This is a genomic window from Rossellomorea sp. DA94 (assembly GCF_029834455.1).
GTDB classification, from domain to species: Bacteria; Bacillota; Bacilli; order Bacillales; family Bacillaceae_B; genus Rossellomorea; species Rossellomorea vietnamensis.
On sequence record NZ_CP122397.1, the window covers coordinates 868,741 to 884,443 of the forward strand.

Annotated in this window: 15 protein-coding genes; 11 read left to right on the forward strand and 4 right to left on the reverse strand. The window is 40.4% G+C overall.

What is annotated here, in order from left to right; all coding sequences use genetic code 11:
- Positions 1–13 precede the first annotated feature (13 nt).
- Both P8596_RS04545 and P8596_RS04550 read right to left on the reverse strand, forming a co-directional pair.
- Entirely contained in the window at positions 14–844 is an 831-nt protein-coding gene (locus P8596_RS04545) for a type II toxin-antitoxin system SpoIISA family toxin (protein ID WP_279726130.1), read from the reverse strand.
- Between the two features lie 385 nt (positions 845–1,229).
- Complete coding sequence (locus tag P8596_RS04550) at positions 1,230–1,988, reverse strand: hypothetical protein (protein ID WP_279726131.1); 759 nt, start codon at positions 1,986–1,988, stop codon at positions 1,230–1,232.
- Between the two features lie 152 nt (positions 1,989–2,140).
- On the opposite strand from P8596_RS04550, the gene P8596_RS04555 reads away from it, so the two are divergent.
- The 3 genes from P8596_RS04555 (at position 2,141) to P8596_RS04565 (ending at position 4,946) form a co-directional block, all read left to right on the forward strand.
- A complete protein-coding gene (locus P8596_RS04555) occupies positions 2,141–3,367 on the forward strand; it encodes a DUF819 family protein (protein ID WP_279726132.1) in 1,227 nt (408 codons plus the stop codon).
- A gap of 354 nt (positions 3,368–3,721) precedes the next feature.
- Positions 3,722–4,378 carry a hypothetical protein gene (locus tag P8596_RS04560; protein ID WP_279726133.1) on the forward strand — a complete coding sequence of 219 codons (657 nt, stop codon included), beginning with the start codon at positions 3,722–3,724 and terminating at the stop codon, positions 4,376–4,378.
- Between the two features lie 133 nt (positions 4,379–4,511).
- A complete protein-coding gene (locus tag P8596_RS04565) occupies positions 4,512–4,946 on the forward strand; it encodes a hypothetical protein (protein ID WP_279726134.1) in 435 nt (144 codons plus the stop codon).
- Between the two features lie 653 nt (positions 4,947–5,599).
- Here the strand turns inward: P8596_RS04565 and P8596_RS04570 are convergent.
- On the reverse strand, positions 5,600–6,205 hold the full coding sequence (locus P8596_RS04570) for a hypothetical protein (RefSeq protein WP_279726136.1): 606 nt from the start codon (positions 6,203–6,205) through the stop codon (positions 5,600–5,602).
- A 373-nt stretch (positions 6,206–6,578) separates the two neighbouring features.
- Positions 6,579–7,955 (reverse strand): FAD-binding oxidoreductase, encoded by a 1,377-nt coding sequence (locus P8596_RS04575; protein ID WP_279726138.1) that lies wholly within the window; start codon positions 7,953–7,955, stop codon positions 6,579–6,581.
- Between the two features lie 173 nt (positions 7,956–8,128).
- Between P8596_RS04575 and P8596_RS04580 the strand changes: the two genes are divergently transcribed.
- From P8596_RS04580 to P8596_RS04615, 8 genes are all read left to right on the forward strand, one after another.
- Positions 8,129–8,797, forward strand: a complete 669-nt coding sequence (locus P8596_RS04580; protein ID WP_279726140.1) for a GntR family transcriptional regulator — start codon at positions 8,129–8,131, stop codon at positions 8,795–8,797.
- The gene (locus P8596_RS04585; RefSeq protein WP_279726142.1) at positions 8,794–9,810 is read left to right on the forward strand and encodes a TRAP transporter substrate-binding protein; all 1,017 of its coding nucleotides are present in this window, start codon (positions 8,794–8,796) and stop codon (positions 9,808–9,810) included. The genes P8596_RS04580 and P8596_RS04585 overlap by 4 nt, the downstream gene beginning before the upstream one ends.
- Before the next feature lie 58 nt (positions 9,811–9,868).
- Positions 9,869–10,348, forward strand: a complete 480-nt coding sequence (locus P8596_RS04590) for a TRAP transporter small permease (protein ID WP_279726143.1) — start codon at positions 9,869–9,871, stop codon at positions 10,346–10,348.
- Positions 10,345–11,628, forward strand: a complete 1,284-nt coding sequence (locus P8596_RS04595; protein WP_279726145.1) for a TRAP transporter large permease — start codon at positions 10,345–10,347, stop codon at positions 11,626–11,628. Before P8596_RS04590 ends, P8596_RS04595 begins: the two co-directional genes overlap by 4 nt.
- 26 nt (positions 11,629–11,654) lie before the next feature.
- Complete coding sequence (locus tag P8596_RS04600) at positions 11,655–12,830, forward strand: aminotransferase class I/II-fold pyridoxal phosphate-dependent enzyme (protein WP_279726147.1); 1,176 nt, start codon at positions 11,655–11,657, stop codon at positions 12,828–12,830.
- Positions 12,827–14,440 carry a M20/M25/M40 family metallo-hydrolase gene (locus P8596_RS04605; RefSeq protein WP_279726148.1) on the forward strand — a complete coding sequence of 538 codons (1,614 nt, stop codon included), beginning with the start codon at positions 12,827–12,829 and terminating at the stop codon, positions 14,438–14,440. The genes P8596_RS04600 and P8596_RS04605 overlap by 4 nt, the downstream gene beginning before the upstream one ends.
- Before the next feature lie 375 nt (positions 14,441–14,815).
- Positions 14,816–15,214, forward strand: coding sequence for an NUDIX hydrolase (locus tag P8596_RS04610; RefSeq protein ID WP_279726149.1), 399 nt, complete (start codon positions 14,816–14,818; stop codon positions 15,212–15,214).
- A 182-nt stretch (positions 15,215–15,396) separates the two neighbouring features.
- The gene (locus P8596_RS04615; protein ID WP_279726151.1) at positions 15,397–15,684 is read left to right on the forward strand and encodes a hypothetical protein; all 288 of its coding nucleotides are present in this window, start codon (positions 15,397–15,399) and stop codon (positions 15,682–15,684) included.
- Positions 15,685–15,703: the final 19 nt, after the last annotated feature.

Sequence of the window (15,703 nt, forward strand, 5' to 3'; positions counted from 1 at the left end):
ACCACGGTTTGTTTTAAAGCGAATAGAAGAGATAGATTAAATTGGTGATGTGGATCGCATCTACCTCTAACACATCACCCATTTCTTTTTTTAAGACGATAATGAACTGGTCTGTATTCATAAATACCGGTACAAGCATGCTTTCGTCATCAACAAGGGACACGACAGCTGATTGTGCCAGGCTTTCTACATCCTCTTCTTCACTGTTTAAGTCAAAATTATTTATGGTCTTGATTTGTTCCACTGTCATCCTGATTCCTTCTGTTAAGCGATAGGCTTCGACAAGTACTTGGATCTCATCAGAAGCCAAACCACCTTTCACGGCCGGATCTACGTCATCTGCTGAAAACTCTATACCCCGGACCCGGTGAATCTGCACATTGAATCCGAACTTCTCGGCATACATATCCAGATAGTTTTTTAACTCTTGTTCCGTGTAACCCCTTGAGGGTGAGAGAAGCTCATTGTTTTTCTGGATCATTTCAGAAACTGCTTCAACTCGGTAGACCATAGCTTTATGGATTTTGTCATTGGTCTTGATAATATCTTCCACATAATCGGTGTATTGAAACTCGGCACTCCAAATTTTCATAATGCTCGGAGTGAGAAGAATGCCTAAATCCATGAAAATCACGATTGCAGTCAAGGTCAAGATAAACTCCCAATTAGACAATTGGAGTTCATCCATCAACAAACCGGTGGATATCGCTCCTATAAACAATGTATAAAGGGTTTTCCTGAGTGTCCGAAGAGACAAATGATATTTTAAGGGATAAAAGATGAAAAACACCAAATTCGCCAACGAAAAGACCAACAAAACCATGATGTGAATTTTAAACGCCATATCTACCCTCCATTGCTTATACGATTCCTGTCTCACAATCTATTATTCTATTTTTCTGGAACTACCTGTCTATTTTATCTTACCGGAAAATATGTTAATGATTCCATTTATTTTCCTTGGATAGTCTGAAGCGGCTAAGGACTGTGCACGAGAAAAACAAGTACAGCGGTTTTTTTCTGAAAAAAAGACCGGAGTACCTGTCCCCGTATATTCTGGGGACTACTTTCCGACTTTGACAATTGAAGAAAGATTAAGATGATGTAGTGAAGCATTCTGTTATAGGATGCTTTTTTATATGTAGATAGTATTTTCCTGTGAACAAATCATTCGGTGCCCCGAATGATTTGTATCACAAGCATGCCATGCATAGTTTATTGACTCACTCTTAAGCTAGCTGAACCTTATTAAAATAAGCCTCCATTTTCTCCATCATCCCCTCCTTATTCTCAGCAAACTGCCTATGCCGATGCCCATTGCCTCCAGAAGGATGAGGGAAGCCGTTTAAGATGGACGTAGAATCAATAAGACCTTGTTCTGCAAGATAAGTAAGGGCTTTTGAGACGTTCACACCTAAAGGAACGATCAGTGGGTTATTTAGGTGCTCCATTTCTTTCGGGAACGATTGTAGTATGTATTCTCTAAGGACCTCAGTCTTTACGATGTTTGGCGTGGAGCCACTGTAGTTCTTGCCATTATAGAAAACGGGATAAGGGAGGACGGAAGTGGTTTGTACTAGGTGGCTGAATGATTCAAATAACTCACTTGTGGATGAAATCCCTAAGTAATTGGGAAGATTAAGTTCATTCAACATGGTGATAAGGTTCTTTCTCATCGGACCTTCAAAGCTTGAGTTCTTTTTGACTTCGTTTAAGACGTCTTCGTCTGTGAGGTTCACTTCTTTTAGATTCCATACTGTTTCAAATGATTTTTTCATTTGATGAAGGCCAGGGGTGATCCCGACGATGACGACTTTGGCCTGCTCGTTTAGGTGTTCAAAAGGAGCATAGTAGATTTCAAGTTTCTTCTTTGGATCTTTTTCTAATAGGAATGTTTCATTCATAAGCGATTCATTTGAGGTCGGTTTCGCTAATGAATGGATTTTATTTTTATATTGATTGAACTTTGAGTAGGCTGCTATAGACAATGTTTTTCCCTCCGGATGTTTTGATTTGATATATAAATAGTATACACGAGTTGGAAAATGCAGGGGCCTTCCTATCACCAATATTTTGAATTTTCCACCTACTACAGGTACTATATGGATAGTGAGAATAACTGTAAAAAGGAGGAAACGTTTTGGAAGGGACACTTATCAAAGCAGATGATTACATAACATTATGGGGAATTATAGTAGTCTGGGCTTCAGCAAGTATCTACTTAGAACAGCGCTACAGCTGGGCGGCGAAGATATCCGGTGCGATTGTTGCGCTGATCGGGGCTATTATACTATCAAATACGGGAGTCATTCCAACAGCCTCACCTGTTTATGATGCTGTCTGGACATTCATCATTCCGCTTGCCATTCCGCTGCTGCTTTTCCATGTGAATTTTAAAAAGATCTGGCAGGAAAGTGGACGGCTTCTGATTCTTTTCTTGATCAGTTCGGTCGGTACCGTTGCAGGGGTGATCATCAGTTTCTTTTTGTTAAAGGATCATATACCAGTCCTTGATAAGATTGGCGCGATGCTCAGTGCCTCTTATGTTGGAGGCGGGGTCAATTTTGCAGCCATGGCAGCAAAGTTCGAAGCTCCTGGGGAAATGGTGTCTTCCGCCGTGGTCGCAGACAATTTAATGATGGCGATTTATTTCATCGTTCTGATGATGATCCCGGCCATGGGCTTTTTCAGGAGACGCTTTAACGCACCTCATGTGGAAAAAGTGGAGAGCGGAAGAATGAAGGAAGAGGGGAAGACTCTTGCGGAAAGCTTTTGGGAGCGGAAGGATATCTCTCTAAAGGATATTGCGTTGTCTGTAGGGACTGCCTTCCTGCTCGTGATGGTTTCGTTTAAAATCGCCGAATTCCTGGACGGAGTGATTCCTTCCGGGGAGGAGACGTCTTTCTTTCTCAACTTGCTGAATGGGTTGTTCGGCGACCAGTACTTAATGTTGACGACATTGACATTCCTGGCACTTGCCCTGTTTCCGAAGTACTTTGAATCGATTAATGGAAGCCAGGAAATCGGTACGTTCCTCATTTACTTGTTCTTTGTGGTGATTGGTATTCCGGCATCGATTCCCCTCATTGTCCAAAATGCTCCGCTGCTACTTGTATTCGTGTTCATTATTGTCGTAGTGAACATGGCTGTGTCACTGACTGCAGGAAAGCTATTAAAGTATGACCTTGAAGAGATACTTCTGGCCAGCAATGCCAATGTCGGAGGGCCGACCACGGCTGCTGCGATGGCCATTGCGAAAGGATGGAAGGATTTGATCGGACCGATCCTTGTAGTGGGGACGTTGGGGTATATTATTGGGAATTATATTGGGACGACTTTGGGGTTGTGGTTTTCTGGTTTGATGTGAGCTTAAAACGAATTTTCTGAAGTGAAACACAGCATTCGGTCCTGAATGCTGTGTTTTTTTGAGGCAAAGGAAACCAAGTTACCTGTCTCATTGGTTCCCCAAATTGATTAACCATAGCGTTTAGTATTTCATTTGCTAAGTCTTACTGCACCAAATTATGGTATTGTTAATATATAGATATTCATTATTCAGATGAATTGGGCGAACTCGTTGGAGGTTATGAAGTGAGTGATGATAAGTTAGAGTAGCTGGAGAATGAAGTGAATTATATTAAAAGAATGATTGAGAGAGGAATTGGGGCAAAGGAGTATTATCCGCTTACGGAGATTAAAGGGAATATAGGAGGAATTTAGTTTGGGGAAATTAAAGAATTATGCCGCATTCGTTCTAATCGGCACAGTATTGGTCGGTTGTTCAGCAGAAGAAACATCTGAACCAAAAAAGACCGTTGAAAAGGAAGCGAATGTAGAAGTGAAGTCATTTAAGTCTATAGAAGAAGAAGCTCAGACTGAGATGAAGGAAAACTTCATGGAAAATAAGGAAGAAGCCGTTAGAGTCGTTGAGAGCTTGAAGAGAATTTTGGAGGAGCCTATGGACGATTCTCTGGTCGAAGCTGGGTTTGACAAGGAATATGATTGGTATTTAAAGTCACAAAAAGTATCCAATGAGGTTGATGAATTCCTAAGGTTTCAGGATAAACCTAAATCAAGCGACTTGTTGAATGTCAGAAAGCTTGCTGCCACGATCGGGCATCTTCAGTATGTTAGAACGGCCCATATAGACGACACGGGAGGGGAGACGGAAGCTCAAACAGCTGTGAATGAATGGAAGCCGGCCAGTCTGGATCTGAATTATTCCTATATGTATATGAAGAGAATTGTCCACGATTTAGACATTGCTTTAAATCATAGTGGAAAAGGTGAAACGTTTGGAGTGACTTATCTGATGGACGGTGAGAATCTGGAAGAGTTGAAATCGTTTATGAACGGTGGAGGGTACCAGGGAAGCTAGGGAGTGAGTGGGGACGGAATCTGTTCTACTCATACAGAGGGAACCGTCCTTGGTTAACTTCAAAAGATCAATTGGAAGTCGCATTTCGAGTCGGAAAATGACTAGATAAATCAAAAGTAGGAGGATGCCAAAAATGAAAAAAACGATATTCATTGCCCTTTTTGTAACAATGCTTACAGGTCTATTTTCTGGGTGTAGTTCCACTAGTTCAGGAAACAGCGATAAAGCTTCAAAGCAAATACCTGAGTTAACAGGTAAGTGGAAGCAAACAAATAGTAAATCCTCAGACACTTATCAAGCTGCTACAATCAATAATGATACAATTGAAATCTACTGGGTAAGCGATAACGGCGACACAAAATCTCTTTATTGGGCTGGCTCTTTTACCGCTCCAACAACTGCAGACGAACCTTATACTTGGGATTCAGAAAATGACCATAGTAAAACGGAAAATGCTATGCTTGCATCTTCAGATGATACTAAAACTATGACATACCAAGATGGAGTATTAAGTTATGAGGTTTTTGCTTTGGGGACGACTACAAAGGTTAAACTTGAAAAACAATAACAATTACAATAAAAGGAATTTCAAAAAATTGTTTTGAGTAGGTTAGTGAAGGGTCAATATGAAGTGAAAGTAAAGCACAGCATTCGTTCCCATTCTTGACTTTTCAGGCTTTATCCGATTTCTACTGAAATTAGATAAACGTTAATGAAGAATACTTATGAGTTTGGTCAACACACTGTTCTAATGATGAAATCAGAAGAGGAGGGATATTTTGATTGAATTTAATAAACCTCTTAATAAACTACTATCCCTTACCATTTGCAGTTTTATCGCTAATGCAATTTACGTTGTATATGAGGGTGTTTTTGAATTTCTAGGATATCTGATCTATTTACCCATAACCTTTTTAGTCATGCTTCTTGTTGGATTGCCATTATCCCTATTCATTGATTGGATGCTACTCAGAAAATCAAATTTTATTAAGAAATCACTTTTGTTGCACTCTCTGATCTATTTCCTGATCATATTGTTACCTACAGGAAATCTGGAAGTTATGTTGGAAATGAATGTTCACTCATTGGTGTATTTTCTAATGTTTTCGATCATTCCTGTGCTGTATTGGACAATCAATTTTTTTATAACACGAGGACAGATTAGACATAGTCACATTATGACTTGAACCCTAAAAAAGGGAAAAGACCGTGATTAAACATTCACGATTGTCTTTTTCCTTTTTCTTCGTACTTTACCCCGGAGGTTTTATTTAAGTAATCCTTAATATACGCTACATTTTCCTGATGCTCCTTATCCCCATCCAAAGGAATATAAAACTTCTCCTGAGTCTTCCCCTCCCCATCATAAAATAGAAGATGTCTAGAAGTAGATACTACTTTAAGATTCTGACCAATCCTATGTTGTCGATTTCCAAGTAAGAAGACATTTTGATTCTGATCAAACACAATCGTATATTCCTTATCGTTTGCTGGCTGATACTTCTCTTTTAAACGTCGGGCTGATTTTTTCAGGAAGGTATTGATTCGGAAGTGAAAATACAAATAGAACACCAAGAATTGCACAAGGGATAAGCCTAACGCCAATAGAGCTGGGAACATCACTTGTAATATATGTGCGAATATCAGTTGGGAAGATGTACTGGCCGATTCTTGAAACACGTGATTCCAGTAGAGAACTAATGCTATGGAGATTACGACCAATCCTGTCATTCCAAATAAGTGAACTTTTCTAAAGTAGGGCATGTATTTGAGGAGCTCATAATATCCGTCATCAGACAGCTTGAATGTGAATGTTTTCTTTTGCATTTAGGGTCTTCCTCTCTTCTTCAATGGTTTTCATGACTGTGCTTTTTAAGAAACCACTTTTTTATATAATATTTCTCTTGGCAATCTGTCACACTCTTTGAAGAGGCACAAAGATACTCACCTCTCCATTTTATTACATTTTTGTTTATTTATATACTGATAGGTTATAAGTATAATCACGATATTATGGTTATTAAAGAAGGGGGGACGGGATGACGATGTTTGTTGCATGCTTCATTTTATGATGGATATGGTGGGCGAGAGAGGGTTAGCGGGGGGATTGTTGAGGAGGTAGGGAGGGTTTTGTTGTGGATGAAACGGAAGCAAGAGAACCGTCCCTGCGCTTCCAAGAAAAAAACTGGCAAAGGGGACCTTAGTCCCCTTTGCCAGCAAACATTTTCCCGGGGTTAAATCGAGAGTGAGGGTCTAGTAATGCTTTGATCGATTTCATTACATCGACGGCATGGCCATGTTCTGCTTCCTGGTACTTCATCTTTCCTATGCCTACACCATGTTCACCCGTACAAGTGCCTTTTAGTTCTAATGCTTTTAATACAAGTTCGTTATTAATCGCCTCTGACTGCTTCCTTTCCGTGGAGTCTTTTGGATTATATACGACAATCGTATGAAAGTTACCGTCCCCTACGTGACCGAATATACCTCCCAACAATCCACTTGCTTCAATTCTTTCTCGTGCGAATTCAACCAGGTATGCAAGTTTGGATATAGGGACGCACACATCAGATCCAGATACGGCCATTCCCTTTATATGTCTGAAGGCATAAGCTAATTCGTGCCGTGCACGCCAAATCGTGGCTCTCTCTATTGACCCGCTTGCATGCTTCCAATTTTCACATCCCCATTCTTCCATTAATTTTCCGACTATATTCGCGTCGTCTTTCGCTGACACATGAGTACCAGAAAATTCAAAGAAAAGGGTATGTTGTACAGGCAAATGATACTCTCCATATTCATTGACTTGTTTAATGCTGTTGGCATCGACTAATTCCATTCTCAAGACAGGGACTCCGCTCATTAAGACAGAATGGGCTGCCTCAACGCAGGCTTTAGGTGAATCAAAGGTGCAGCTGGCTGCGATGGTATGTTCAGGGATGCCATGCAACTTTAACGTGATTTCAGAAATGATTCCCAATGTACCTTCTGAACCTGTGAATAAACTATTCAAGTGATACCCACTAGACGACTTTTTGGCGTTACTTCCCGTTTTGATTGCTTTTCCATCTGCTAAGATTATTTCTAGATTTAACACTTGATCCTTCATAGACCCATACCTGACAGCTGTCGTGCCACTGGCATTAGTCGCGACCATCCCACCAATACTTGCATTTGCTCCAGGGTCAATGGGGAAATGTAGACCATGGGGATTAATCACCTCATTCAAATCTAGTCTTGTGACTCCTGGCTGAACCGTAACGGTCAAGTCTTCAGGTTGAAAAGAAATGACACGATTCATACGTTCGAAATTCATCGATATCCCTTTGCGAATCGGAATAGATTGTCCATCTAAACCAGATCCTGATCCAAAAGGGGTGATGGGAATATCGAATGTATTGGCTAGCTTTAACGCCAATAAAATATCCTCTTTCTCTTCTGGGAAAACAACTACTTCAGGCTCTACAGGCGAGTGAGAGGATTCATCTTTACTATGGCGAAATCGATCACCATCACTTATCCCAACCTTTTTTTCACCTAAACCATCAATTAATTCATGTAACCAATTCCTAGTCAATTTACATCCCTCCCCTTAATAATTTAAATATTCTAAATTTTATATTTACATCTATACTACCATGATTTACTATATATGTATACGGTATACCACCTTGCGAGGTATGAGGTATACCACAGACAACAGAGACATCATGATTTAAAATAAATAATGAAGAGATAGGAGGGAGTGACTTGCAAAGAATTATTAAGAAAGAGACATTAGCTGAGCAAGCCTTCAATTTAATCAAAACCGACATCATTTCTGGTAAATTAGCACCCCATGAAGAACTTCCTGAGAAAAAGCTGGCAGAGGAGTTGGGGATCAGCCGAACCCCCATACGTGAAGCATTGAAGAGACTTGCGGCAGAAGGTCTTGTGGTGATCTCAGATGCAAAAATGGCCACTGTCGCTTCATTTACAGAAGAAGACGCGTTACAGTTTCTCGAGATTCGTGAGTTACTAGAAGTGTACAATCTTGAAATAATCGTAGATTCATTACAAGGAAGTTTGCTAGAAAAAGTAGATGAAAATTTGAAAAGTCAATGGCAGGCGATTAACGAGGATTGCTACGAAGAGTTCATTGAACTCGACCGTGAGTTTCATCTCTTATTAGCAGAAGAAAATCCAAATCCAAAGCTGCGAGCAATGATACATACTTCAAACACCGGGGTTAATCGGGCATTTCTTGTATTGTCCAATACGCTCCGTTTGAGTGCAAAGGAAGCATTTGAAGAACACAATCGAATCTTTAAAGCTCTACAATCAAAGCAAGTTGAAACAGCAAAACAGGAAATGTCCAACCATATGAAAAACATTGAACGGAGAATTCAAGGATATTATCAAGAGGGGGAATTAAATTGAAAAAAATCTTTCCATTATTGTTCATTGCCATATTAATCATGTCGGCCTGTGGGCGTCCCAGTACTTCTTCAAGTGAAGGTTCCGAGGACACGTATACCATTCGAATTGCTCACTTAGTACCGGAGGAACAATCCTCCCATGTTGCAGCCGTTACCTTCAAGGAGAAGTTGGAGAAGGAGTCAGATGGACGGATTAAAGTAGAGCTTTACCCAAATGGTCAGCTGTATGGTTCAGATCGTGAAGCAATTGAAGCTGTTCAGTTAGGGAACATTGAAATGACAATCCCTGCCGTAGCTCCTCTAGCTTCTTTTAATGAAAAGTTCTTAGTGTTTGATTTACCCTTCCTATTTAATAGTAATGAAGCGGCCTATAAAGCACTTGATGGAGAACTTGGACAAGAATTAATGGCCGACCTTGAAAAGAATGATCTTAAGGGATTAGTGTTCGGAGAAAATGGATTCCGCCATATGTCTAATAATAAAGGGCCGATTGAAAGCCCAGAAGATGTGAAGGGACTGAAGTTTAGAACGCTTGAAAACCCTCTTCATACCGACACATTCAAAGCTTTCGGAGCCAATGCATCACCGTTTGCATTTGGTGAATTATACACTGCCCTGCAACAAGGTACTTACGATGCCATGGAATGTCCCGTTTCCCTTTACTATACGAATAAGTTCTATGAGGTTCAAGATTATCTATCTTTAACCGGACATGTGTATGCTGCAACGGCTCTTATCATGAATAATGACTTCTACAATGAATTACCAGAAGATTTGAAAAAGATCGTTAACGAAGCTTCAGAAGAATACCGTGATGAGCAGCGTGGTCTTGCTCAGAAACAAGATGTGGAGTTTTTGAATAAATTGAAGGAAAACGGTATGCAGGTGAATGAGTTAACAAAGGAACAAAGAGATGCATTCCGTGAAGCGGCATCATCTGTTTACGATCAATATGTACCGAAAATCGGTGAAGATTTAGTTAACAAGGCATTAGAAGCCAATAACGAATATTGAAAATCGGGAATCAGGGCTCATCCCCCTTGATTCCTCGTTTTTGAAAGGAGCAGCATAGATGAAGAAGAATCTGGAGTATTTCGAAGAATTCATTCTCGTACTTACGTTAGCCTTGATGGTTGCCCTTATATTTGCTCAAGTAGTTGGACGATACGTCTTTTCTTCTGCCCCCAGTTGGACAGAGGAAATGGCTCGTTACATACATATCTTCCAGGTGTGGATCGGTGCTAGCTATGCAGTGAAGAAGCGACAACATATTCGGATTGAAGCATTTATCGAGCTCTTCAAGGGGACATTTAGGAAAATACTTGAATCGCTCTCATTACTTGTTTGGTTTGGACTGGCTGTGTTTCTCGCCATCTTTGGGACACAGCTTGTTCTTGCCAGTTTCCAAAATGGTCAAATCACGCCGGCCATGCAAATACCAATGTGGCTTCCGTTCCTAGCTATTCCCATAGGTGGAGCAGGTATGGCTATGCGACTGGTACAGCAATTCGTTTTGATATGGCGTTCTGAGAATGGGAAGGTGGAAGTATGATCATCCCTTTATTATTTGGGACCCTGGCTGTTTGTCTTTTAATTGGTGTACCCATTGCCATATCCCTGGGAGTATCTGCTCTCGTCGCCATTTATTTTGGCTCAACTTTGCCTTTGGATATTATCACCCAAAAAGCGTTTACTTCTTTGGACTCTTTTCCTTTATTAGCGATACCATTCTTCATGCTTGCCGGGATCTTAATGGGGAAAGGAGGCGTTTCTCAGAGACTATTAAATCTTGCAACAGCTTTGGTCGGCTGGATGGTAGGTGGTCTATCCATGGTCACCATCGTCTCATGTATGTTCTTCGCAGCTATTTCTGGATCAGGGCCGGCAACTGTTGCAGCCATTGGTGGGTTTATGATCCCTGCAATGATTGCACGTAATTATAGTGGTGGGTATGCCTCGGCTGTAGCGGCTTCTGCAGGGTCTATCGGAGTCATCATACCTCCTAGTATTCCATTTGTATTATATGGAGTAATTGGAGGGGTTTCCGTTGGGAATATGTTCTTAGCCGGTATTTTGCCTGGGCTTATGATTGGGTTAGCTCTCATGTTGACGGCTTATTTCATTGCGAAAAAACGAGGATATTCTCCTGAAGAACAAGCGTCTTTTCATTTTAAAGATGTGTTAAAGGCTTTAAATGATGCGAAGTGGGCCCTCTTAATCCCCGTTATTATTTTAGGAGGGATTTATGGAGGGGTGTTCTCTCCAACGGAAGCTGCTGTTGTTGCCGTCGTGTATTCACTGATCGTTGGTTTATTTGTTTATAAAGAACTGACGTGGAAATCGGTGTTTGAGAGCTTTCGGGAAGCAGTCGTCATTAATGCGACAACTATGATTATTATAGGTCTCTCCGTCTCATTTGCTTACTTTATGACATTGGAGCAGATTCCGAATGATATTGCTACTTTTCTGACAGAGTTATCTACAAATCCAATCATCATCCTGATTGCCATCAATATCCTCCTTTTGATTGTCGGGATGTTCATCGATACGATATCTGCTTTAGTGGTCCTGACTCCGATTCTTTTACCAATCGTAGTAGCCGTCGGTGTTGATCCTGTCCACTTCGGTGTTATTCTTGTAGCGAATCTGGCCATTGGATTTATTACCCCACCACTTGGAGTCAATCTATTTGTTGCATCCAGCGTAGGTGGGGTCCGATTTGAAAAGATCGCTTGGGCAATCATTCCGTTTCTTGTTTCTATGTTCATTTGTCTCCTTGTTATCACATTTTTTCCACCGCTTTCTCTCTGGTTGCCAGGGTTTACGAAGTAGTGGTAAAGAGAAAGGTGTAGAAGCATATGTCAACTACTATAAATGCTAGAGCCCGAGGGTTAGTGATTCCGGGGATACGTCAGTTTTCCAATCAGTTGGCTTTCTATCCCAACGCCGTCAATCTAACAGTAGGACAGCCTGACTTTCCGACACCACCATCTGTAAAGGAAGCGGGAATCAGGGCCATTGTTTCTGATCAAACAGGTTATTCACATAACGCAGGTTTACCAGAATTGCGCCGGGCCATTAGGGATTTCTTTGCGGATCAGTATGGGCTGGATTATAATCCGGAAACTGAAATCATTGTAACGAATGGCGCAAGCGAAGCCATTGATTCTGTGTTCAGGACCATATTGGAAGAAGGGGATGAAGTCATCTTACCAGCACCACTTTACTCAGGGTACGAACCCATTATTACCATGTGTGGTGCGAAAGTCATTTACTTAGATACTTCTATAACCCAATTTAGACCCTCTCCCGAAAGGCTTGAGTCCTTAATCACGGACAAAACGAAAGCCGTCTTGTTTAACTACCCCTCTAATCCAACAGGTGTAACCTTAAGCAGGGAAGAGATGGATGAGCTGGCAATGGTGATGAAAAGGCATGATGTCTTTATTATTTCGGATGAAATTTATAGTGAAAATGCTTTTGAAGACAGCCATCATTCATTTGCAGCATATGAGTATTTGAAGGATCGCTTATTTCTCATACATGGTTTATCCAAATCACATTCAATGACAGGATGGAGAATTGGGTTTGTATTAGGACCTGAATCGATTATGGACCATGTTGTGAAGGTTCACATTTATAACGTCGTTTGTGCCTCGGTACCCGGACAATACGCTGCAATTGAAGCGTTGACCAACAATCGCCATGTTCCCTCAGAAATGAATATCGCTTATAAAAAGCGGAGGGATTTTGTTTGCAAACGGTTAGTGGAGATGGGGTTTGATGTGGTGGTTCCAAAAGGGGCGTTTTATATCTTTCCATCTATTAAACATTTAAACCTATCCTCTATGGAATTTGCTACTCGCTTGTTGGAAGAAGGGGGAGTAGCGGTCGTACCAGGTAGCGCATTTACACATTTAGGAGAAGGGTATATTCGAATTTCTTTCGCCTACAGTATGGAAGTATTAGAAAAAGGACTCTGTCGCATAGAGAATTGGATCAATCAGTATCAGATAAAGGAGGTTATCTCATGAGTCAATGGGGGACACCTGAGTCTTTACGAGCATTATTGTGTGAGTTGGTGAGCTGGGACAGCAGAACTTTAACGGAAAGGGAGATCGATTTCCCTGTGAAACTTTCGGAGAAGATGAAGGAAATCCCTTATTTCAAGCAAAACCCAGAGATGCTTCAGTTAGGGAAAGCCGATTTTGGAAGACAATTCTTAACGGCTCTCTATTTGAATAAAGAATCCACGAAGACCATTGTGTTAATCAGTCATTTTGATACGGTGAGTACTGAGGAGTATGGGGAACTGGAGGCACTGGCCTTTAATCCGGAAGTGTTAACCAAGGAGTTGGAACATTATATCAGTGAATTACATCCCGAAGCCCAAAACGATCTGCGTTCAGGAGATTATCTGTGGGGACGCGGGATTATGGATATGAAAGCAGGATTAGCCATCCATATGGCGATTATAGAAAAGGCAGCCTATGAACAGTGGCCAGTTAACCTTGTTTTGTTGACTGTGCCGGATGAAGAAGTCAATTCATCTGGAATGAGAGCAGCGGTGGCAGCATTAAACGAACTCAAATCGGTACATGATCTAAGCTATACACTATTCTTAAATGGAGAACCAGTATTTTCTCAGAAACCGACTGATACAGCATATTACGTTTACTCCGGAACCATCGGGAAAATTATGCCTTCTGCCCTTTTCTATGGAAGAGAAACTCATGTGGGAGAACCTTTGAGTGGTATGACCTCCTCTTTTATTGCTTCTTTTTTAACCCGGAAAATGGAGTGGAATCCACTTTTTAGAGAAACAGAATATGGTGAGAATAGCCCTCTTCCGATTACGCTGCAGCAAGAAGATTTAAGACTGAATTATTCAGCGCAGACTCCTTATGGAACAGTCGCCCTTTATAATGTGTTCACTATGAAACGAACCGCTGCAGATGTGATGAAATTATTTGAAGAAGTGGCTGTCTCGGCAGCGGAAGAATGTAACGAATGGTATCGCCAGTTATGTGAAAGAGAGAACATTCCTTCTGTAGGAGAAGTAAGCGTCCTTCGCTACTCTGAGTTAATTGATTATGCCGAAAAAAAACTTGGGAAAGAGTATATAGAGGCCTTGAAGCATGATATCGGATATAATCAAGGGGATGATAGGGAGAAATCTTTTCGGATTGCTGATACACTCTTAATTAACTGTCAGGAGCTGACCCCAGCGATTGTAATAATGTTTACTCCCCCATATTATCCTTCGGTGAATACATCTGAACATCCTTTAGTATCAAGATGTATACAAAGGGTATCGAAAGTAGCTAAGGACCTATTCAACCTGCCTGTTGAACAAGCGCACTATTTTAATGGGATTTCTGATCTTAGCTATGTGAACTACAAAGATGATAACAATGGTTGGGGGGTATTCGAAGAAAACACTCCGGTTTGGAACACAACCTATACCATTCCATTCAACGAAATGCATAAGTTAGAAGGACCCGTCTTGAACGTAGGTCCGTTTGGAAAAGATGCTCATAAACGAACCGAGCGATTATTAATTGAAAGTGCATTTGTAAAGACTCCGATCTTTGTTGAAGAAGTGATAAAAGAGGTTATGTGTGATGATAGAGAGATAGAATGAAGAGTGTGTAAGCACTATATTAATTCCCGGTGTTTATTGATAAGTAGTTCAGGTTTTGTGGAGAAGCACACAAAAAATAATAGACCAAATCGCATGTGATTTGGTCTATTATTTTTTCCTTGTTGCATCAATGATTATTGGTTTTCGACATATCAATTAATATAGGGGTTTGTAAGCTGAATAACACATTGACAACAGCTAGTGTCAACTAGCTGTTGTCAATGTGTTAATTGTAGTGCTATTTTCTGTGGCGATCTTGATTAACCAGAGTGAAATTGTCATTTTATGTTAAAGTGAGTAAAGAGGTTATGTAGGAATGCTATTGAACGAATGAGCAGAATGTTTTAATAATGAATATGTTTATGAGGTGGAAAAATGAGGAATAGACCGAGGTCGTTTGCAGTTTTAATTCAAAATGATTGTATTCTTATGGTTCGTATTGTCAACGGTCTTAACAATTTTTGGACGTTACCAGGAGGAGAAGTGGAAGAGGGAGAAACATTTGAAGAAGCTGCAATTCGAGAAGTACAAGAAGAAGTTAATTTAAAAGTAAAAGTGGCTAAATATTTATATACAAGTGCTTATGAATTTGGAGTTGAAAAGTGTTTCTTGGTTGAAGTAATAGGGCAAGATTCAACACCAACATTAGGCTATGACCCTGAGTTACCGAAAAACCAACAAGAATTAAAAGAGGTTAAGTGGCACTTGCTTAAAGAAATGGTAGAAGATCAACAGGTTTCAGAGGTCATAAAAGCATTAGGGTTATATGTGTAACTTTTAAGTGATTATAAATATCCGCAACTCATAAAAACAAAACCCTTGGAGATGAAAAACCCAGCGTTTTGTTTATTTTTTCTATTTTTTTTCGAAACCAAGGGACCTGTCCCCGAGGTTCCTTGAGTACCAAGGAAGGAGATCTCTCCTCCCTAGTGAAATAGTCAGAAAGGGGTGATGAAGTGGTTAAACGATTCTTACGATTCATTTTGAAATTATCTCCAGCTTACATGGTTCTGGCTGTTGTATTTGTTGTAGGTATAGTTCTTACTGGGGATGAAGAAACCTATACAGCAGATATGGCAACAATAATAACTCAAATCACTTTCACTTTTATTCTCCCTAACATCTTCTATATGGTTAAGTACAGAAAAGAGAAAGGTAGTTTCCTTGGTTTCTTAAGTATAGTCCCCTTTATTCCGGTTCCTTTTGCTATTATTGCCTTTATTATGAGTGTGATTTATGTATAAAGTATTCTTGTTTGCTATT

What these genes read in the sequence shown, in the direction of transcription:
- P8596_RS04600 (WP_279726147.1), top strand. Translation starts at nt 11,655, where the DNA reads ATGTCAACTACTATAAATGCTAGAGCCCGAGGGTTAGTGATTCCGGGG.
- P8596_RS04570 (WP_279726136.1), bottom strand. Translation starts at nt 6,205, where the DNA reads ATGCAAAAGAAAACATTCACATTCAAGCTGTCTGATGACGGATATTAT.
- P8596_RS04610 (WP_279726149.1), top strand. Translation starts at nt 14,816, where the DNA reads ATGAGGAATAGACCGAGGTCGTTTGCAGTTTTAATTCAAAATGATTGT.
- P8596_RS04565 (WP_279726134.1), top strand. Translation starts at nt 4,512, where the DNA reads ATGAAAAAAACGATATTCATTGCCCTTTTTGTAACAATGCTTACAGGT.
- P8596_RS04595 (WP_279726145.1), top strand. Translation starts at nt 10,345, where the DNA reads ATGATCATCCCTTTATTATTTGGGACCCTGGCTGTTTGTCTTTTAATT.
- P8596_RS04605 (WP_279726148.1), top strand. Translation starts at nt 12,827, where the DNA reads ATGAGTCAATGGGGGACACCTGAGTCTTTACGAGCATTATTGTGTGAG.
- P8596_RS04590 (WP_279726143.1), top strand. Translation starts at nt 9,869, where the DNA reads ATGAAGAAGAATCTGGAGTATTTCGAAGAATTCATTCTCGTACTTACG.
- P8596_RS04545 (WP_279726130.1), bottom strand. Translation starts at nt 844, where the DNA reads ATGGCGTTTAAAATTCACATCATGGTTTTGTTGGTCTTTTCGTTGGCG.